The sequence below is a fragment of the Falsirhodobacter sp. 1013 genome, from assembly GCF_051195255.1.
GTDB lineage: Bacteria > Pseudomonadota > Alphaproteobacteria > Rhodobacterales > Rhodobacteraceae > Falsirhodobacter.
Genome location: NZ_JBNJLK010000003.1, coordinates 310,342 through 328,873, shown reverse-complemented (window position 1 = coordinate 328,873; position 18,532 = coordinate 310,342). Strand labels below are relative to the sequence as shown.

The 18,532-nt window shown below is 66.4% G+C and carries 14 protein-coding genes; 7 read left to right on the top strand and 7 right to left on the bottom strand.

Annotated features, from left to right (window positions below; translation table 11 throughout):
- Positions 1 to 14 precede the first annotated feature (14 nt).
- Both argS and ACSHZY_RS07850 read right to left on the bottom strand, forming a co-directional pair.
- Positions 15 to 1,757, bottom strand: a complete 1,743-nt coding sequence (argS, locus tag ACSHZY_RS07855) for an arginine--tRNA ligase (RefSeq protein ID WP_435167813.1) — start codon at positions 1,755 to 1,757, stop codon at positions 15 to 17.
- Positions 1,758 to 1,814: 57 nt separating this feature from the next.
- Entirely contained in the window at positions 1,815 to 2,960 is a 1,146-nt protein-coding gene (locus ACSHZY_RS07850; protein WP_435167810.1) for a type III PLP-dependent enzyme, read from the bottom strand.
- 291 nt (positions 2,961 to 3,251) lie between these two features.
- On the opposite strand from ACSHZY_RS07850, the gene ACSHZY_RS07845 reads away from it, so the two are divergent.
- Both ACSHZY_RS07845 and ACSHZY_RS07840 read left to right on the top strand, forming a co-directional pair.
- On the top strand, positions 3,252 to 6,197 hold the full coding sequence (locus ACSHZY_RS07845) for a valine--tRNA ligase (RefSeq protein WP_435167807.1): 2,946 nt from the start codon (positions 3,252 to 3,254) through the stop codon (positions 6,195 to 6,197).
- Positions 6,198 to 6,210: 13 nt separating this feature from the next.
- Positions 6,211 to 7,317 carry a pyridoxal phosphate-dependent aminotransferase gene (locus tag ACSHZY_RS07840; protein ID WP_435167804.1) on the top strand — a complete coding sequence of 369 codons (1,107 nt, stop codon included), beginning with the start codon at positions 6,211 to 6,213 and terminating at the stop codon, positions 7,315 to 7,317.
- On the opposite strand, the gene ACSHZY_RS07835 is transcribed toward ACSHZY_RS07840, so the two are convergent.
- Positions 7,314 to 7,658, bottom strand: a complete 345-nt coding sequence (locus ACSHZY_RS07835) for a DUF4177 domain-containing protein (RefSeq protein ID WP_435167801.1) — start codon at positions 7,656 to 7,658, stop codon at positions 7,314 to 7,316. The two genes, ACSHZY_RS07840 and ACSHZY_RS07835, sit on opposite strands and share 4 nt — an antisense overlap.
- 86 nt (positions 7,659 to 7,744) lie before the next feature.
- Positions 7,745 to 9,115 carry a class II 3-deoxy-7-phosphoheptulonate synthase gene (locus ACSHZY_RS07830; protein WP_435167798.1) on the bottom strand — a complete coding sequence of 457 codons (1,371 nt, stop codon included), beginning with the start codon at positions 9,113 to 9,115 and terminating at the stop codon, positions 7,745 to 7,747.
- 123 nt (positions 9,116 to 9,238) lie between these two features.
- Here ACSHZY_RS07830 and ACSHZY_RS07825 point away from each other — a divergent pair, with 123 nt between their 5' ends.
- Both ACSHZY_RS07825 and ACSHZY_RS07820 read left to right on the top strand, forming a co-directional pair.
- Positions 9,239 to 11,074 carry an ABC-F family ATP-binding cassette domain-containing protein gene (locus ACSHZY_RS07825; protein WP_435167795.1) on the top strand — a complete coding sequence of 612 codons (1,836 nt, stop codon included), beginning with the start codon at positions 9,239 to 9,241 and terminating at the stop codon, positions 11,072 to 11,074.
- A 19-nt stretch (positions 11,075 to 11,093) separates the two neighbouring features.
- Positions 11,094 to 11,669, top strand: coding sequence for a retropepsin-like aspartic protease family protein (locus ACSHZY_RS07820; protein ID WP_435167792.1), 576 nt, complete (start codon positions 11,094 to 11,096; stop codon positions 11,667 to 11,669).
- Here the strand turns inward: ACSHZY_RS07820 and ACSHZY_RS07815 are convergent.
- From ACSHZY_RS07815 to ACSHZY_RS07805, 3 genes are read right to left on the bottom strand one after another with little or no spacing between them, the layout of a single operon-like run.
- Positions 11,638 to 12,117, bottom strand: a complete 480-nt coding sequence (locus ACSHZY_RS07815; RefSeq protein WP_435167789.1) for a GNAT family N-acetyltransferase — start codon at positions 12,115 to 12,117, stop codon at positions 11,638 to 11,640. The two genes, ACSHZY_RS07820 and ACSHZY_RS07815, sit on opposite strands and share 32 nt — an antisense overlap.
- Complete coding sequence (locus ACSHZY_RS07810) at positions 12,114 to 12,566, bottom strand: DNA polymerase III subunit chi (protein ID WP_435167876.1); 453 nt, start codon at positions 12,564 to 12,566, stop codon at positions 12,114 to 12,116. The genes ACSHZY_RS07815 and ACSHZY_RS07810 overlap by 4 nt, the downstream gene beginning before the upstream one ends.
- Positions 12,567 to 12,579: 13 nt before the next feature.
- Complete coding sequence (locus tag ACSHZY_RS07805; RefSeq protein ID WP_435167786.1) at positions 12,580 to 14,049, bottom strand: leucyl aminopeptidase; 1,470 nt, start codon at positions 14,047 to 14,049, stop codon at positions 12,580 to 12,582.
- A 130-nt stretch (positions 14,050 to 14,179) separates the two neighbouring features.
- Between ACSHZY_RS07805 and lptF the strand changes: the two genes are divergently transcribed.
- The 3 genes from lptF to ACSHZY_RS07790 are packed head-to-tail and all read left to right on the top strand — an operon-like array spanning position 14,180 to position 18,527.
- On the top strand, positions 14,180 to 15,286 hold the full coding sequence (gene lptF, locus ACSHZY_RS07800; protein ID WP_435167783.1) for an LPS export ABC transporter permease LptF: 1,107 nt from the start codon (positions 14,180 to 14,182) through the stop codon (positions 15,284 to 15,286).
- Entirely contained in the window at positions 15,283 to 16,377 is a 1,095-nt protein-coding gene (gene lptG, locus ACSHZY_RS07795; protein ID WP_435167780.1) for an LPS export ABC transporter permease LptG, read from the top strand. The genes lptF and lptG overlap by 4 nt, the downstream gene beginning before the upstream one ends.
- Complete coding sequence (locus ACSHZY_RS07790; protein WP_435167777.1) at positions 16,377 to 18,527, top strand: LPS-assembly protein LptD; 2,151 nt, start codon at positions 16,377 to 16,379, stop codon at positions 18,525 to 18,527. Before lptG ends, ACSHZY_RS07790 begins: the two co-directional genes overlap by 1 nt.
- Positions 18,528 to 18,532 lie beyond the last annotated feature (5 nt).

Sequence of the window (18,532 nt, the reverse complement as noted above, 5' to 3'; positions counted from 1 at the left end):
CGGTTTTCGCCTTTTCAGCGCATTTCTTCGACCGGGGTGACACCAAGGATACCCAATCCGTTGGAAATCACAACGCCCGTGGCCCGGGCCAGACCGATTTTCGCCTGCGACGTGGCGGTATCGTCCTGAAGGAAGCGCAGCGACACCTCGTCATTGCCGCGATTCCACAGCCCGTGGAAGTCCGAGGCGAGCTCGTACAGGTAGAACGCCACGCGGTGCGGTTCGTTGTTGCGGGCCGCGATCTCCACCAGGCGGGGCCATTCGGCCAGCTTGCGGATCAGCGCCAGTTCCGCTTCATGGGTCAGGCTGGCGAAGTCGGCCGCGGCCAGCGTCAGGTCGTCGACCTCCACCCCCGCCTCGCGCGCCTTGCGCAGGACGGAGTTGATGCGCGCGTTGGCGTACTGGACATAGAAGACCGGGTTGTCCTTCGACTGTTCCAGCACCTTGTCGAAGTCGAAGTCCAGCGGCGCGTCGTTCTTGCGCGTCAGCATCACGAAGCGCGTCACGTCCGCGCCCACCTGATCGACCACGTCGCGCAGGGTCACGAAAGTGCCTGCGCGCTTCGACATCTTGAACGGCTCGCCGTTCTTGAACAGCTTCACGAGGTTCACGAGCTTCACGTCCAGCGGCACGCGGCCGTTGGACAGCGCCGCCACGGCCGCCTTCATCCGCTTGACGTAACCACCGTGATCCGCGCCGAAGATGTCGATCAACTGGTCGAAGCCGCGTTCCACCTTGTCGAAGTGATAGGCGATGTCGGGCGCGAAATAGGTCCATGTGCCGTCCGACTTCATCACCGGACGGTCCACATCGTCGCCATGCAGGGTGGAGCGGAACAGCGTCTGCTCGCGCGGCTCCCAATCCTCGGGGGTCTTGCCCTTCGGGGGTTCCAGCACACCTTCATAGATCAGGTCCATGTCGCGCAGCCGTTGCAGCGCCGCCTCGATCTTGCCGGTGCCATAGAGCGCCTTCTCCGAGGAATAGACGTCCATCTCCACGTTCAGGGCGGCCAGATCCTCGCGGATCATCTCCATCATCTTCGCGGTCGCGAATTCGCGCAGGTCGGCCAGCCAGACGCTTTCGGGCTGGTCCAGCAGGCGGTCCCCATACTTGTCCTTCAGCGCCTGCCCCACCGGGATCAGGTAGTCGCCGGGATAAAGACCCTCGGCGATCTGCGGCTCCAGCCCGTTCGCCTCGCGGTACCGCTCGAACGCGGAACGCGCCAGCACGTCCACCTGCGCGCCGCCGTCGTTGATGTAGTATTCGCGCGTGACGTCAAAGCCTGCAAAGGCCAGCAGCTTGGCCAGCGCGTCGCCCACCACGGCACCGCGCGTGTGCCCCACATGCATCGGACCCGTGGGGTTGGCCGACACGAATTCGACGTTGACCCTCGACCCCTGCCCCAGCGCACTGCGGCCGAACTCGGCCTGCTGCGACAGCACGGCGCCCACAAGGCGCTGCCACAGGTCAACCTTCAGGCGCAGGTTCAGGAAGCCGGGTCCGGCCACCTCCGCCGCCTCGATCCGCGGATCTTCGGCCAGGCGCAGGGCCAGCGCGTCGGCGATCTTGCGGGGGGGAAGGCCGGCGGGCTTGGCCAGAACCATCGCGGCGTTGGTCGCCATGTCGCCATGGGCCGCGTCGCGCGGAGGTTCGACCGCGACATTGGCCAGATCCAGCCCCTCGGGCAGTTCCCCGGCCGCCTGCATCGCGGCGATCGCCTCGGTCACGACGGTGCGGAGTTCGGTAAAGAGGTTCATGTCATTGTCCTGTCTGTCGCCTCCGGGATTGCCAGAGGCGACAGGCAGGGTCAATGCTTAGAGCTTCAGCGACAGGACCGTCGCCATCGACAGCTCTCCAAAGCCGTTGAAGCGGGTGTTCGTGGCCGCCGAATAGGCGCCCATGCCTTGGAAGATGACGAAGTCGCCTTCCTCGATGTCCACCGACAGCGACAGCTCTCCGGGAAGGCGGTCCACCGAATCGCAGGTCGGCCCGAAGATGATGCGGTCCGAACGATCACCCTCGCGCAGCTGGCCTTGCGGGGTCATCACCTCGATCCGGTCGATCACGCCGATCATCGGCAGTTCCGTGAGCGAGCCATAGGTGCCGTCGTTCAGGAACACGTGCTGCCCGTCGCGGACGGCCTTCACGCGGGCCGCCAGCGTGAACGCGTCGCCGCACAGGCCGCGGCCCGGTTCGCAGACCAGCTGCGGACGGTGGTCGCCGAAGGCTTCGGTCGCGGTGCGGTCGATCAGGTCGAAGATCGCGTCCAGATCCGGCGTCACGGCCGACAGGCGGTGGTTCGGGAAGCCGCCGCCCACGTTCAGGCGGGCGATGGACACCCCTGCCCCCTGCGCGATCTCGGCCGCGGCACTGATGTAGCTGCCCCAGGCGGCCGGATCGGTGCACTGCGTACCGGGGTGGAAGGTGATCGACGGGATGAAGCCCGCCTTCGCCGCCGTCGCCAGCAGTTCGGTCGCGAGTTCCACCGTGGCGCCGAACTTGGCGCCGAAGTTGTAGGCCGCGCCCGCCACCGGCAGCTTGAAGCGGACGGAAATCTCCGTCCCCTCGGCCGGAACCAGTTCGATCAGCTTGGCCAGTTCCGACGCGGAATCGACGCTGTAGCTTTTGACTCCCAGTTCGACCGCCGTGCGGATTTCATGCCGCGCGCGCACCGGGTTGTTGTAGTGCAGTGCTGCGTCCGGCACGAGGCGCCGGATCAGCCGCATCTCGGCCGGGGAAGCGACGTCGAAGCCGCGCACGCCCGCGGCGGCGAGGTTTTCGATCACCACCTCCTCGGGGTTCGACTTCACGGCATAGGTCACCATGCCCGGGAAGCCGTCGATGAACTTCCGCGCCATGCCCTGAAGGACAGAGGGGGAGAAGAACAGGATCGGCGTATCGGGCGTCAGCGTCCGAATATATTCGGCCGGCGATGTCCAGATTGTTTTCGAGAGTCCCATCGGCGTTTCCTTTCAGCCAACAAGACGCAGCACCCGCCCGTATGTTCCCGGGAAGCGGCACCTGCGCGGTTTCAAAAAACCAGGCCAGGTGCGTATGAGCCGCCCTTTTCCTGAAAACAAGGACGCCCCTATGCAGCACATCGAAGCGTTTGCAAAGCGTTTTTTTACCCCCGTCGCAAAAAGCCGCTTTTGCCAAGCCTGACAGGCAAAAGCGACGTTTTCACGACGGGCTTTTCCTTGGGGGCAATCGCCTGTATCCCTGCCCCCGACAGTGCATGAAGGGGCCCGGACATGGCGATGGAAAAGACGTTCAATGCGGCAGAGGCGGAAGCCCGCCTGTCGGCCATGTGGGAACGGATGGGCGCCTTCCGTGCCGGTGCCAACGCCTCCCGCCCCGAAACCTTCTGCATCATGATCCCGCCGCCGAACGTGACGGGTTCGCTGCACATGGGCCACGCCTTCAACAACACGCTGCAGGACATCCTGGTGCGCTGGCACCGGATGCGGGGCTTCGACACCCTTTGGCAGCCCGGCACCGACCACGCCGGCATCGCCACCCAGATGGTGGTGGAGCGTGAGCTGGCCCGCACCCAGCAACCCTCGCGCCGGGAACTGGGCCGCGACGCCTTTCTGGAAAAGGTGTGGGAATGGAAGGACAAGTCCGGCGGTACCATCGTGGGCCAGCTGAAGCGGCTTGGCGCGTCCTGCGACTGGGATCGTGAAGCCTTCACCATGTCCGGCAACTTCCCCGAAGCGGTGACCAAGGTCTTCGTGGAAATGTACCGCAAGGGCCTGATCTATCGGGGCAAACGCCTCGTGAACTGGGACCCGCATTTCGAGACGGCAATTTCCGACCTGGAGGTCGAGAACATCGAGACCCCCGGTCACATGTGGCACTTCAAGTACCGCCTCGCCGACGGCGCGACCTATGAATACGTGGAAAAGGACGAGGACGGGAACGTCGTCCTGCGCGAAACCCGCGACTACATCTCCATCGCGACGACGCGGCCGGAAACCATGCTGGGCGACGGCGCGGTGGCGGTGCATCCGAGCGATGAACGCTACGCCCCCATCGTGGGCAAGATGGTGCACCTGCCGCTGTGCGACCGCCTGATCCCAATCATCACCGACGAATACCCGGACAAGACCTTCGGCTCCGGCGCGGTGAAGATCACGGGCGCGCATGACTTCAACGACTATCAGGTCGCCAAGCGCGCGAACCTGCCGATGTACCGCCTGATGGACACCAAGGGCGCCATGCGCGACGACGGCGCCCCCTACGAGGCATCCGTCCAGCGCGCCCGCGAGATCGCCGCCGGATCCCCCACGAATGAGACGGAGGTCGACAGCCTCAACCTCGTGCCGATGAAGTATCGCGGGATGGACCGATTCGAGGCACGCAAGGCCGTGATCGCCGACATCAACGCCGCCGGTCTGGCGGTGACGGAACTTGTCACCTCCCTCGACGAGGAGACGGGGTCCGAGCATCTGGAACGCCACCCGGTCGTGGAATCGAAATCCATCATGCAGCCCTTCGGCGACCGGTCGAAGGTGGTGATCGAGCCGATGCTGACCGACCAGTGGTTCGTAGACACCGACAAGATCGTCGGCCCTGCACTGGACGCCGTGCGCAACGGCGACACGCAGATCCTGCCCGAGCGTGACGCCAAGACCTACTTCCACTGGCTGGAAAACATCGAGCCGTGGTGCATCAGCCGCCAGCTGTGGTGGGGTCACCAGATCCCGGTCTGGTACGGCCCCCGCCGCATCGGAGAGGAAGAGGGCGTCGCCCCCTTCGACTGGTCCGAAACCGTGTCCTTCTGCGCCGCGACCGAAGAGGACGCGCGCCAGCAGATGCTGGACTATTACGGTGACTTCGCGCTGGTGCCCGTGGCCGACCGCGACACGGCGCTGGCCCATGTCCAGACGCCGGACTCCGTCTGCTACTGGCGCGACCCGGACGTGCTGGACACGTGGTTCTCCTCCGGCCTCTGGCCGATCGGGACGCTGGGCTGGCCCGAACAGACGCCGGAACTGCAGAAGTACTTCCCGACCAACGTGCTCGTCACCGGCTTCGACATCATCTTCTTCTGGGTTGCCCGGATGATGATGATGCAGTTGGCCGTGGTGGAGCAGGTCCCGTTCAAGACCGTCTACGTCCACGCGCTTGTCCGCGATGAAAAGGGCAAGAAGATGTCCAAGTCGCTGGGCAACGTTCTGGACCCGCTGGAGCTGATCGACGAATACGGCGCCGACGCCGTGCGCTTCACCGTGACGGCCATGGCCGCGATGGGGCGCGATCTGAAGCTGTCCACCGCGCGCATCGCCGGCTATCGCAACTTCGGCACGAAGCTGTGGAACGCTTGCCGCTTTGCCGAGATGAACGGCGTGTGGGAGGGGCATGCGACGCAGGCTCAGCCCCCGCAGGCGACGGCCACGGTGAACCGCTGGATCATTTCGGAAACCTCCGCCGTGCTGGCCGAGGTGAATGCCGCGCTGGAAGGCTACCGCTTCGACGTGGCGGCCAATGCGCTGTACGCCTTCGTCTGGGGCAAGGTCTGCGACTGGTACGTGGAATTCGCCAAGCCCCTATTCGACGGCGAACAGGCGGATGAGACGCGCCGCACCATGGCCTGGGTTCTGGACCAGTGCATGATCCTGCTGCACCCGATCATGCCCTTCGTGACCGAGGAGCTGTGGGGCACCACCGGCACCCGCGCCAAACCCCTCGTCCACACCGACTGGCCCGAGTTCGCGGTGTCGGACGCCGAAGCGACGGCCGAGATGACTTGGGTCATTTCTGTCATCGACGGCATCCGGTCGGCCCGCGCGCAGGTGCGGGTGCCGGTGGGCCTGAAGCTCGCGGCGCAGGCCGTCGGCATGGACGCCACCGCCCGCGCGGCCTGGGACCGCAACGCGGCCCTGATCCAGCGTCTGGCCCGCATTGAAAGCCTGACGGAGGCCTCGGCCATTCCGCAGGGCGCGGTGACGGTGGCCGTCGAAGGGGCGACCTTCGCCATCCCGCTGGAAGGCATCATCGACATCGCGGCCGAAAAGGCGCGGCTGGAAAAGACGCTGCAAAAGCTGGAAAAGGACATGGGCGGCCTGCGCGGACGCCTGAACAACCCGAAGTTCATCGCCTCCGCCCCCGAGGAGGTGGTGGACGAGGCACGTGAGAACCTTGCCCAGCAGGAGGACGAGGCGCGCAAGCTCGCCGCCGCCCTCGCCCAGCTGTAACCCGACGAAAGGCTTGTCGATGCCCCGCTATACGCCCCTGATCCGCTCCCTGCCCTCCACCGTGCCCTTCGTGGGCCCGGAAACGCAGGAGCGGATGCGCGGGCGGCCCTTCGCGGCGCGGCTGGGCGCGAATGAAAGCGTCTTCGGCCCCTCGCCCGCCGCGATTCACGCGATGCAGCGCGCGGCGGGCGAGGCGTGGATGTATGGCGATCCCGAAAACCACGACCTGCGGCAGGCGCTGGCCGCGCATCACGGTATAAACCCCGCGAACATCGTGGTGGGCGAAGGGATCGACGGGCTGCTGGGCCTGCTGGTCCGCCTGCTGATCGACAAGGGCGACGCGGTCGTCACCTCGGACGGGGCGTATCCGACGTTCAACTTCCACGTCGCGGGCTTTGGCGGCGTGCTGCACAAGGTGCCCTATGCCGGCAACCACGAAGACCCCGACGCCCTGATCGCCCGCGCGCGGGAGGTGGGCGCCAAGCTGATCTACATCGCCAACCCCGACAACCCCATGGGCAGCCATCATCCGGCCGAGGTGCTGGAGCGGATGGTGGACGCGGTGCCCGACGGCGCCCTGCTGATCCTGGACGAGGCGTATGTGGAGCTGGCGCCGGACACGGCCATCCCACGCATCGCCATCGACGATCCGCGGGTGATCCGCATGTGCACCTTCTCCAAGGCCTACGGGATGGCGGGGGCGCGGATAGGATACGCCATGGGTGCGGCGGACCTGATCGCGGCGTTTGACAAGGTGCGCAACCATTTCGGCGTCAGCCGCATCGCGCAGGCCGGGGCCCTGGCCGCGCTGGGCGACACGGGCTGGCTGGCCCATGTCCGCCAGCAGGTCCATGCGGGGCGGGAGGAGTTGTCCGCCATAGCGCGCGCCCACGGCCTTTCGCCCCTCCCCTCGGCCACGAACTTCGTGACCATGGATTGCGGCGCGGACGGCGCGTTCGCCAAGAAGGTGCTTCAAGGGCTGGTGGCGCGCGACGTGTTCGTGCGGATGCCCTTCGTGGCCCCGCACGACCGCTGCATCCGTGTCAGCGCAGGCTCCGAACAGGACCAGAGCCTGTTCGCCGCCGCCTTGCCCGAAGCCCTGGCCGAAGCGCGGGGTTAGACCGCCGGACCGATGGGTCGTGCAATGCCTTCGGGGGCGTTGGCCACCGGCAGGGACTGAACCGCGCCCGTCGTCACCTCCACCGCGCCAAGCCGCGCCACGTCGTCGCCAAGCACGCGGCGGAACACCAGAACGTGCTGCAACGCCGTGGTCCGCCGGAACAGGCCCGACTTCTCCTCGGCCGGAAGGCTTTCGGCGCGCACATATTCCCAGCCGTCACGGCCCATGCGGTTCATGACCGCCGTCAGCGCCAGCGCGAACCGCTCCGTCCCGTTGCGGACGCCACGCGCCTTTTCCCCTTTGGAGGGGGCGGGAATGACCTGGTATTCAAAGCGCGTCATGACTGTCTCCGTATGTCTGCAAAGCGACATAGTCCTGCGCGGCCGTGAAGCCAACCGCGCAGGGGGTCAGGACAGCGTTTCCTTGCTTACACCGCGATGCGGCGGGCTTCGTCGCGGCGCGCCGACAGTTCCTCGGCCACAAGGAAGGCGAGTTCCAGCGACTGGCTGGCGTTCAGGCGCGGGTCGCAGGCGGTGTGGTAGCGGTCGGACAGGTTTTCATCCGTGACCGCGCGCAACCCGCCCGTGCATTCCGTCACGTCCTGACCCGTCATCTCGAAATGCACGCCGCCGGGGATCGTGCCTTCGGCGCGATGGATCGCGAAGAAGTCCCGCACCTCGGACAGCACGTAATCGAACGGACGCGTCTTGTAGCCCGAAGGCGACTTGATCGTGTTGCCGTGCATCGGATCGCAGGACCAGACGACGTTCGCCCCTTCCTCCTGCACGGCCTTGATCAGGCGCGGCAGGTGGTCGCCCACATTGCCCGCGCCGAATCGGGCGATCAGCGTCAGGCGGCCGGCCTCGTTTTCCGGGTTCAGCTTGGCCATCAGGACCTTCAGATCCTCGGCCGTCGTGCTGGGTCCGCATTTCAGGCCGATCGGGTTCAGCACGCCGCGGGCGAATTCCACATGCGCGCCGTCCGGCTGCCGCGTGCGGTCGCCGATCCAGATCATGTGCCCCGACCCCGCCACCGGCTTGCCCGAGATGCTGTCGACGCGGCACAGCGCCTCCTCATACTCCAGAAGCAGCGCCTCGTGGCTGGTGTAGAAATCGACCGTGGACAGGGTGTGCGCCGTGTCCGGGTTGACCCCCGCCGCCGTCATGAAGTCCAACGCGTCGCCGATCCGGCTTGACAGTTCACGATAACGCTCGGCCTTGTCGTCATTGGTGAAGCCCAACGTCCAGGAATGAACGCGGTGGATGTCGGCGAAGCCGCCCGTGGAAAACGCGCGCAGCAGGTTCAGCGTCGCCGCGGCCTGGGTGTAGGCCTGCAGCATCCGCTGCGGATCGGGAATCCGCGCTTCGGGCGTGAAATCGAAGCCGTTGATGATGTCGCCGCGGTAGGACGGAAGCTCGGTGTTGCCCACCATCTCCATCGGGGCGGATCGGGGCTTGGCGAACTGGCCGGCCATGCGGCCTACCTTCACCACCGGCACCTTCGCGCCATAGGTCAGGACGACCGCCATCTGCAGCATCACGCGGAACGTGTCGCGGATGTTGTCGGCGCGGAACTCGGCAAAGCTTTCGGCGCAGTCGCCGCCTTGCAGCAGGAAGGCCTTGCCCGCCGCCACATCGGCCAGTTGGCTGCGCAGACGGCGCGCCTCCCCGGCAAAGACCAGGGGGGGATAGCTCACAAGCTGCGCCTCGACCGCGTTCAGTGCCGCCGTGTCGGGATAATCCGGCATCTGGATGCGGGGTTTCGCGCGCCAGTCGGATTTGGTCCAGCCTTGTGTCATAACGATCTCCACCACTTTCGGGTTCACGCGTGATAACGCAGAACATCGCCGATGGAAACGCCGATGTGCCGCGGCCCCTCGCTCCCATTGACGGCGGCCGCGGGTTCGGGCAAGGCACGGGGCATGCTCCGTATCTCCGACATAAGCTATTCGATCGAAGGCCGACCGCTCTTCGAGAACGCATCCGCGACGATCCCCTACGGCCACAAGGTGGGCCTCGTGGGGCGCAACGGGGCGGGCAAGACCACTCTGTTCCGCCTGATACGCGGCGAAAACGTGCTGGAGGGCGGCGAGATCTCGCTCCCGGCCCGCGCCCGCATCGGCGGCGTCGCGCAAGAGGTGCCGTCCTCCTCCACCTCGCTTCTGGACACGGTGCTGGCCGCCGACACCGAGCGGGCGGAGCTGCTGGCGGAATCGGCTACGGCCACGGACCCTACGCGCATCTCGGACATCCAGACCCGTCTGGCCGACATCGACGCCTGGTCCGCCGAAGGCCGCGCCTCGGCCATCCTGAAGGGTCTGGGCTTCGACGCCGAGGCGCAGCTGCGCCCCTGCTCGGACTTCTCGGGCGGGTGGCGGATGCGCGTGGCGCTGGCCGGCGTGCTGTTCGCGCAGCCGGACCTTCTGCTGCTGGACGAACCGACCAACTACCTCGACCTTGAAGGGGCGCTGTGGCTGGAAAGCTACCTTCAGAAATACCCGCACACCGTGCTGATCATCTCGCACGATCGGGGGCTTCTGAACCGTGCCGTGCAGGGCATCCTGCATCTGGATTCGAAGAAGCTGACCTACTGGACCGGCCCTTATGACCAGTTCGCCCGCCAGATGGCGGAAAAGCGCGCCGTCCTGACGGCCGAGGCCAAGAAGCAGGACGCCCGCCGCGCCCACCTTCAGGCCTTCGTGGACCGCTTCAAGGCCAAGGCGTCGAAGGCCGCGCAGGCCCAGTCCCGCGTGAAACAGCTGGAGAAGATGGAGACGATCACTCCGCCGGAAGAAGCGCGGCAGATGGTCTTCACCTTCCCCGAGCCGGAGGAGCTGTCGCCCCCGATCATCAACCTCGACGGCGCTTCGGTCGGCTATGACGGCAAGGCGATCCTGCGCAAGCTGAGCCTTCGGATCGACCAGGACGACCGCATCGCCCTTCTGGGCCGCAACGGCGAAGGAAAATCCACGCTTTCCAAGCTATTGGCTGGTAAACTTGAAGCGATGGACGGGAAGTTCACCAAGTCCTCCAAGCTGCGGATCGGCTATTTCGCGCAGCATCAGGTAGACGAGCTGTTCATCGACGAAACGCCGCTTCAGCACCTTCAGCGGATGCGATCGGCCGAAGGCCAGCCGCGTCTGCGGGCGCGTCTGGCGGGCTTCGGTCTGGGCGCGGATCAGGCGGAAACGGCCGTAGGTCGCCTTTCGGGCGGCCAGAAGGCGCGCCTGTCGCTGCTGCTGGCCACGCTCGATGCGCCGCACCTGCTGATCCTGGACGAACCGACCAACCACCTCGACATGGAAAGCCGCGAGGCGCTGACCGAGGCGCTCAACAGCTATTCCGGCGCCGTGGTGCTGGTCAGCCACGACATGCACCTTCTGTCGCTGGTGGCCGACCGTCTGTGGCTGGTCAAGGACGGGGCTGTCACCCCGTTCGAGCAGGATCTGGAAGCCTATCGCCGCCTGCTTCTGGCGGGGGACGAGCCGGAAAAGCCCAAGGTCGAAAAGAAGAAGGCCACCGTCAGCCGCGAAGATGTCGCCGCCCTCCGCTCCGAGGTCCGCAAATGCGAGGAGCGGGTGACCAAGCTGAACGACATGCGCGACAAGCTGGCCAAGAAGCTGTCGGACCCGGTGCTGTACGAACGCCCGGACGAGGCCGCCGTCTGGCAGAAGAAATACGCCGAGGTCATGGAAGGCCTCGACCGGGCCGAGGATCTTTGGCTGCGCGCGCAAGAGAAGCTGGAGGCGGCGGGCTGACCTCCCTATATCAAGGGGCATGGAAAGCTTCGAATTCGGCCGCGTCGCCTATCTTCTTCTGCTGCTGACCTTTGTCGGCGGCTGGGTCGTCGTGGAATACCGCGGCCGCATGGGATCGGCCTTGCGCACGGCCATGGCCTGGGGACTGATCTTTCTGGCCGTGGCGGCGGGCTACGGCCTTTGGACGGAAATGGGGCCGACCCTGTCCCCCCGGCAGCAGGTGATGGAGGGTGGGGAGATCGACATCACCCGCGCCCCCGACGGCCATTACTACATCACGCTGAAAATCGGCGGCGAGCAGGTCCGCTTCATGGCCGACACGGGGGCGAGCGAGGTCGTCCTGTCCGCACGTGACGCCCGCAAGCTGGGCTTCGATCCGGAGGAACTGGATTACCTCGGCATCGCCTACACCGCCAACGGCCCCGTCCAGACCGCCCGCGTGGTGCTGGAGGATGTGCGGCTGGGCGATTTCGCCGATCCCCGCCTGCCCGCCTATGTGAACAGCGGAGAGCTGGACACCTCCCTTCTGGGGATGAGCTATCTGGGCCAGTTTGACATCCGCATCAGCGGGGACCGGATGATCCTGCAACGCTGAACGCCCGCGGATACAGGATGCGCCCCGTGGCCGGAATGTCGCGCAAGGGCTTCACCAGAAAGAACGGGCCGGCAAAGGCGCAGGCATAGCCCGCCGCCAGATCGGCGCGAAAGCCGAAGCGGCCATAGAAGGCCGGATCGCCCCGCAGGAAGATCGCGTCGCAGGTGGCCTGCCGGCACACCTCCCGCACAAGGGCGCTGCCGATGCCTTGCTCCTGCCACAAGGGCGCGACGGACAGCGGCGCCAGCGCGCAGGCGACAAAGGGCGCCTCCAGCCGGGACAGCATCGCGTGGCCGACGATCTCGCCCTCTTCCTCGGCCACCAGCGACAAAAGCGCCTCCGGCCTCAGCGCGTCGACCAGCGTGCTTTCGTCGGCGCCTTGAAAGGCGGCGGCCAGAAGTTCGGAGATTTTCTGATGATCTTCAGGGGTTTCGCTGCGGATCTTCATGAAGAAGCCGAACGTTCGGCCTTCTTCTCCCACCGGCCGCCTTCTTCGGACCAGTACTGGGCCGTGACGCCCGCACCGACCACCGCGCGCCACTGGTCCCGCGCCCGCGCCAGCGCGCGGTCGTCCAGCCCGTCGAACAGAACCCACAGGCGGTCCAGCGGTGCCGCCTCCTCCGGATCGAAGGGGGCGTTGCCCACGACCATCAGGCAGTTCGCCCCGTTTCCGATGGCACCGGTGCCCAGCAGCACCGGCTGCGCGGCATCATGCGGCCCGCCTTCCCGCCCATGGGGCAGGAAGCTGTCATCCGACAGGGTCCACAACGCCTCGTCCAGCCGGGCCAATGTTCCGTCATCCCCCCGCACCATGACGCGCCAGCCCTGACCCAGCGCGCGGGTCAGAAGTGTGAACGCCGTATCCTCGGTGGAGGAGTGCGACAGGTGATAGAACATCACCGCCACGGCATCACCGTTCGAAACGCTCGCGGATCAGCCGGTTGAGGGCGAGGACACCCCAGCCCGTCGCCCCCTTGGGCGCAAGGACGGTTTCCCCCTTGGACAGGGCGGTGCCCGCGATGTCGAGGTGGATCCACGGCGTCTCGTCCCTGACGAACCGTTTCAGGAATTGCGCCGCCACGATGGCGCCCCCTTCGCGGCCGGTGCCGACGTTGCGGATATCGGCCACCCGCGACTTCAGCACGCCGTCATAGGCCTCGCCCAGCGGCATGCGCCATGCGCCCTCGCCCTCCGCCTTCGCGGCGGTCAGGAAGGCGTTGCACAGCGGGTCGTCGTTGGAAAAGACGCCCGTATTCTCGTTCCCCAGGGCCACGACGATCGCACCCGTGAGGGTGGCAAGGTTGATCATGCCGGTCGGCTTGAAGCGGTCCTGCGCGTACCACATCACGTCGGCCAGAACGAGGCGGCCTTCCGCGTCGGTGTTGATGACCTCGATCGTGTCGCCCTTCATCGACGTCACGACGTCGCCCGGACGCTGCGCGCGCCCGTCGGGCATGTTTTCCACCAGACCCACCAGGCCCACCACGTTGGCCTTGGCCTTGCGCAGCGCCAGCGTGCGCATCACGCCCGCCACCGTGCCCGCGCCGCCCATGTCCATGGTCATGTCTTCCATGCCGCCCGCGGGCTTCATCGAAATGCCGCCCGTGTCGAAGACCACGCCCTTGCCGACCAGGGCGAAGGGCGCTTCGTCCCCGCCGCCGTTCCAGTGCATCACCACCAGCTTGGCCGGCGTTTCGGACCCCAGGCTGACGCCCAGCAGCGCGCCCATGCCCAGGGCGGCCATGTCGGCCTCCTCCAGGATCTCCACGTCGAGGCCGAGTTCCTGCATGGCGGCCAGACGGGCGGCGAAATCCTCGGTCGTGAGGATGTTGGCGGGTTCGTTGACCAGATCGCGGGTGAAGAACACGCCTTCGGCCAGCGCGGCCAGGGGCGCGGCCTCGGCGGCGACGGCCTCGGGACCGTTGACCATCATCGTGACGCCGCCGAAGGTTTCGGGCGGACGGCTCTTGCGGTCGGTGAACTGGTAGGCGCGCAGGGCAAGGCCGAAGGACAGTTCCGCCGCCAGCGTCACGGCATCGGCCAGCACCAGCGCGCCGTCGGTGCCCAGCATGCGGCCGATCGTGGCCCCGGCGCGGCGGGCAGCCGCCACGTCGTCCTTGCGGTCAAGACGGATCACCTGAAGCACGGGCGCGGCCAGCCCCGCCGGAAACGCCAGATCCAGCCCCTCACCCGCTTTCAGGCGGGCGAACGTGTCCGAAGCCGCCACGCGCTTCAGCGCGCCCCGTGTCAGGCGGTCCACCTTGCGGGCGGCGGCGCCCATCTTGCCGTCGGTGCCCAGAAACACGACCACGCGGCCCGCGGCCCCTTCAAGCCGGTCAAGATCCGTTTCGACGAACTGGATGGTCACGGGGGCGGTCATCGGCATCTCCTGGAAAGGCAAGGTTCCGCGTGACCCTAGCCCCAGCGTCCGAGGAAGGCCAGATAGCAGTTTTCCCTGCCACGGTCTTGCGCTACCTTGCCCCCAAACAACAAAAAGCATGAGGGCAGACGTGGCAAGATTCGACAGATACATGCTGTCGCAACTTCTGGCGCTGTTCGGTTTCTTCTCGCTGGTGCTGGTCGCGATCTACTGGATCAACACCGCCGTCGGCCTGTTCGAGGATCTGATCAGCGACGGGCAGTCCGCGCTCGTCTTCCTTGAATTCTCGCTTCTGTCACTGCCCAACGTGATCCGTCTGGTGCTGCCCATCTCGGCCTTTGTGGCGACGGTCTACGTCGTGAACCGCCTGATGGCGGAATCCGAACTGGTCGTGATGCAGGCCACGGGCTTTTCCGCCTTCCGGCTGGCCCGCCCCGCGGCCCTGTTCGGCGTGACCGTGGCGGTGATGATGCTGATCCTGATGAACCTGCTGGTGCCGATGTCGCGCACCATCCTGGCCGACCGCACGGCCGAGGTGCGCGACAGCCTTGCCTCGCAATTCGTGAAGGACGGGGAATTCCTGCATCCGGTGGACGGCGTCACCCTGTTCATCCGCGAGATTTCCCCGAACGGAGAGATGCGGGGCATGTTCCTGCAGGACGACCGGGGCGCGGACCAGGTGATCTACACGGCCGAACGCGCCTTCCTCGTGCGCACGGAAACCGGGCCGAAGCTGGTCATGGTGGACGGACTGGCACAGACGCTGGAAGCGGGCCGGCTGGCCGTGACGCGCTTTGGCGACTTCACCTATGATCTGGGGGCCATGCTGGAACCCGCGACCCGCGCCGCGCGCCGCATGAACGAATTGTCCACCCGCGAACTTCTGTGGCCGACCGAGGCGACGATGACCGAAACCCGCTCCGACCGCGCCGAGATGGTCTTCGAAGGGCATGACCGTCTGGGCCAGCCCTTCCTTGGCCTTGCCGCCAGCCTGATCGGGTTTGCCGCCCTGCTTCTGGGGGCCTTCAGCCGGTTTGGCCTGTGGCGCCAGATCACGGGCGCCGTTCTGCTGCTGATCGTGCTGCAATTGATCAACACCCTTGCCGGGGCGCAGGGGCCGAAGCTGGCCTTCGGCTGGATGCTGGCCTATGCCGCCCCGCTGACGGGCTGCGTGATGGCGGTCCTGATGCTGTGGTGGGCGCAGCGACCCCGGCGCCAAGGAAGGGCACGCGCATGATCCTCAGCTTCTATCTGGCGCGCCGCTTCCTTTGGATGCTGCTGCGGGTGTTCCTGATCTTCTTCGGGATCCTGCTGCTGATCGACATGCTGGACCAGCTGCGCCGCTTTTCCGACGAAGGCGTGGGCGTGGCCCGCGCGTTCGAACTGGCGCTTCTGCACGTGCCGTCCAGCCTTTACACCATCCTGCCGCTGATCCTGATCCTGGCCGCCATCGCGATGTTCATCGGGCTCGCCCGCTCGTCCGAGCTGGTGGTGATGCGGGCGGCGGGGCGCGCGGGGCTGCGGATCCTGGCCGCGCCCACCGTCACCGCGCTGCTGGTGGGGGTGCTGGTGGTGGCGGTGCTGAACCCCATCGTGGCGGGCACCTCCAACCGGTATGAAACCCTGTCCTCGCGCCTGTCGCACGGAACGACGCGAATCCTTTCGGTGTCGGGGGAAGGGCTTTGGCTGCGGCAGGGCGACGGCGACGGGCAGACCGTGTTCCACGCCCGCCGTGCCAATGCCAACGGCACGAACCTGTCCGGCGTCACCGTGCTGTCCTTTGACGTGGAAGGCCAGCTGATCCGCCGCATCGCGGCCGAAACCGCCCGCCTGACCCCCGGCGAATGGCAGCTGACCGCCACGAAGCAGTGGACGCTGGCCGACGCCGTGCCCGAAGCCACCGCCGTTCAGGCCGACACGCTGACCATCCCGTCGGACCTGACGCCTGACACGATCCGCGACGGCTTCCGGTCGCCGTCCGACATCGCGATCTGGGAACTGCCCGCCTATATCCGCGGGCTGGAAACGGCGGGCTTCCAGGCGCGGGAACACAAGGTCTGGCTGCAAAGCGAATTGTCGCTGCCGATCTTCCTGGCCGCCATGGTGCTGATCGCCGCCGGGTTCACCATGCGCCATGCCCGCCTGTCGCGGGTGGGCAACAAGGTCCTGCTGGCCCTGCTGGTTGGATTCGGGGTGTTCTTCCTGCGCAGTTTCGCGCAGGTTCTTGGGGAAAACGGGCAGATTCCCGTGCTGGTGGCGGCCTGGATCCCTTCCCTTGCCGCCGTTCTGGCGTCACTGGGACTTCTGCTTCATCTGGAGGATGGCTGATGCGTCTTCGCTCTCGTCTGCTCGGCTCGGCGTTGTTCGCGTTGGCCTTAGCCGCATCGCCCGCGCTGGCGCAGGATCGCGCCACCCTGGTGGCCGATGATCTGCAGATCCAGAACGACAACGTCCTGACCGCCACGGGCCAGGTGGAGGTGTTCTATCAAGGCCAGCGCATGCGCGCCTCAAGGGTGGAATACGACCGCGGGCGCGACAGCCTGAACATCTTCGGCCCCATCACGCTGGACGACGGCAAGGGCACCGTCGTTCTGGCCGATCAGGCGCAGCTGTCGGGCGACATGCGCGAAGGCATCCTGCAATCGGCCCGCGTGGTCCTGAACCAGCAGCTCCAGCTGGCGTCGAACCAGGTGAACCGGATCGGCGACCGCTACACCCGGCTCGGGCCGTCGGTCGCTTCCTCGTGCCAGGTCTGCGCCTCGAACCCGACCCCTTTGTGGGAGATCCGGGCCAGCGAGATCATCCATGACGAACAGAAGCGCGAGATCTACTTCCGCAACGCCCAGCTGCGGATGGCGGGCGTTCCCGTCTTCTACATCCCGCGCCTGCGGATGCCCGACCCCACGGTGAAACGGATGCGCGGCGTGCTGCAGCCCACGCTGCGGTCCACCTCGGACTTCGGCACGGGCGTGCAGATCCCGTATTTCTTCCCCATCGGGGACAGCGCGGACCTGACGCTGACGCCCTACCTGTCCACCAAAAACGCGCGTTCGATGGGGTACCGCTATCGGCAGGCGTTCAACTTCGGCTGGGTGGACGTGAACGGCGCCCTCTCGCGGGACGAGTTGATGGACGAAAGCCGCGGCTACCTGTTCGCGACGGGCCAGTTCGCCCTGCCCGACAGCTACACCCTGAACCTGCGCATCGACACGGTCAGCGATCCCGCATACTTCTACGACTACGGGCTGGAGGAGCGTGACCGGCTGGAAAGCAGCGTGGAGATCACGCGCACCCGCCGCAACGAATACATCTTGGGCCGCATCCTGAACTTCCATTCCATCCGCGAAGGGGAGCCGAACTCCACCATCCCATCGCTGGTGGGCGAGGCGCAGATCCAGCGCCGCTTTTCCGGTGGGCCGCTGGGGGGCGAGGCGGGGCTTCAGTTCTCGCTCTACGGCGCCGAACGAACCTCGGACGACCCGTTCGACACGGATCGCGACACCGATGACGACGCGGATGGCCGCGACACGCAGCGCGCCTCGCTTGGCGTGGACTGGCGGCGCAACTACGTCCTGCCGGCGGGCATCATGGGCACCACGCTGGCCACGATGCGGACCGACGTCTACAACATCAACCAGGACGTCGAATACGAAGGCACCACGACCCGCGTGTCCGGCGCCCTGGGGGTGGAGCTTCGCTGGCCCTGGGTGAAGACCGCGGCGAACGGCGCCAGCCACCTGATCAGCCCCATCGTTCAGGCGGTGTGGAGCCCGAACGACACGCCCGACATCCCCGACGAGGACAGCACGCTGGTCGAATTCGACGAGTCGAACCTGTTTGCGCTGAACCGCTTTTCGGGGCATGACGAATACGAACGCGGGGCGCGGCTGAACCTCGGCCTCAACTACACCCGCATCGCCCCCGAGGGGTGGAGCTTCAGTTCCACCGTCGGCCGCGTCTTCCGCGAAACCGACCTTGGCCAGTTCTCCAACGCGTCGGGGCTGGACGAAAAGAACAGCGACTGGCTGGCCCAGTTCCAGATCATGATGAGCGAGGGGCTGATCATCACCAACCGCACGCTGTTCGACGACAACCTGCAGGTCACGAAATCCGAATTGCGGATGCAGGCCTCGCTGGAACGGTTCGACCTTGCGGCGGGCTACGTGAAGATCCTTCCCGACGAGGAGGAGGACCGCGAAACCGGCCTGTCGGAGATGACGGTGGACGCCCGCTATCAGGTGACGGACGCTTGGTCGGCCCGCGCCTCCTCGCGCTACGACTTCGAGGAGGATCGTGCCGTCCGCGCCGGCGTCGGGGCCGAGTTCCGCAACGAATGCCTTGCGATGGAGGTTTACCTCTCGCGCAAGTTCGCGTCCTCCACTAATGTCGATCCGAGCACGGAAGTCGGCCTTGCGGTCGATCTTCTTGGTTTCGGAAGCAAGAAGCAGCCCGGTCCCGCCGGGACCTGCCGAAGCTGAACGCC

Bases quoted from the DNA above. Each gene is read 5' to 3' on its own strand.
- ACSHZY_RS07835 (WP_435167801.1), bottom strand. From the start codon at position 7,658: ATGACGCGCTTTGAATACCAGGTCATTCCCGCCCCCTCCAAAGGGGAA.
- ACSHZY_RS07790 (WP_435167777.1), top strand. From the start codon at position 16,377: ATGCGTCTTCGCTCTCGTCTGCTCGGCTCGGCGTTGTTCGCGTTGGCC.
- ACSHZY_RS07825 (WP_435167795.1), top strand. From the start codon at position 9,239: ATGCTCCGTATCTCCGACATAAGCTATTCGATCGAAGGCCGACCGCTC.
- ACSHZY_RS07845 (WP_435167807.1), top strand. From the start codon at position 3,252: ATGGCGATGGAAAAGACGTTCAATGCGGCAGAGGCGGAAGCCCGCCTG.
- lptG (WP_435167780.1), top strand. From the start codon at position 15,283: ATGATCCTCAGCTTCTATCTGGCGCGCCGCTTCCTTTGGATGCTGCTG.
- ACSHZY_RS07850 (WP_435167810.1), bottom strand. From the start codon at position 2,960: ATGGGACTCTCGAAAACAATCTGGACATCGCCGGCCGAATATATTCGG.
- argS (WP_435167813.1), bottom strand. From the start codon at position 1,757: ATGAACCTCTTTACCGAACTCCGCACCGTCGTGACCGAGGCGATCGCC.
- ACSHZY_RS07805 (WP_435167786.1), bottom strand. From the start codon at position 14,049: ATGACCGCCCCCGTGACCATCCAGTTCGTCGAAACGGATCTTGACCGG.
- ACSHZY_RS07830 (WP_435167798.1), bottom strand. From the start codon at position 9,115: ATGACACAAGGCTGGACCAAATCCGACTGGCGCGCGAAACCCCGCATC.
- ACSHZY_RS07810 (WP_435167876.1), bottom strand. From the start codon at position 12,566: ATGTTCTATCACCTGTCGCACTCCTCCACCGAGGATACGGCGTTCACA.
- ACSHZY_RS07820 (WP_435167792.1), top strand. From the start codon at position 11,094: ATGGAAAGCTTCGAATTCGGCCGCGTCGCCTATCTTCTTCTGCTGCTG.
- ACSHZY_RS07815 (WP_435167789.1), bottom strand. From the start codon at position 12,117: ATGAAGATCCGCAGCGAAACCCCTGAAGATCATCAGAAAATCTCCGAA.